1 pseudogene is annotated in these 320 nt (G+C 51.2%); it reads left to right on the forward strand.

Annotation, left to right across the window (positions count from 1 at the left end):
* Positions 1–320: pseudogene (locus BZJ21_RS16490) on the forward strand (glycosyl hydrolase family 26); the annotation flags it as partial.

Raw genomic sequence — 320 nt, forward strand, 5'->3', positions numbered from 1 at the left:
CAGGTCACCCTGTATGGTGCGTTCTCGGATGGCACCAAAAAAGAGATGTCGAACCTGACCGTCACGGTAGAAGACGGTAAGCCGACGATTAAAGACTCCACCACCTATCCGGCAAAATACCGAACGCCACTGGTGAATGTGGATGGCAGTGTGCGTGGCTACTTGACCGAATTTGCACGCCCCCTCCATATAAAAACCCTGCCACGTTGGCGTTGGGTGGATGCGACCCCGTTCGATGAAAATAACCCCAAGCACATGAAAATGCTGTATCGCGCTTACAGTAACCTTATCACCTTGCTCAAAAAGCGGGATTTTGAAGG

This window comes from Salinivibrio costicola subsp. alcaliphilus (assembly GCF_001996185.1).
Lineage (GTDB): Bacteria > Pseudomonadota > Gammaproteobacteria > Enterobacterales > Vibrionaceae > Salinivibrio > Salinivibrio costicola.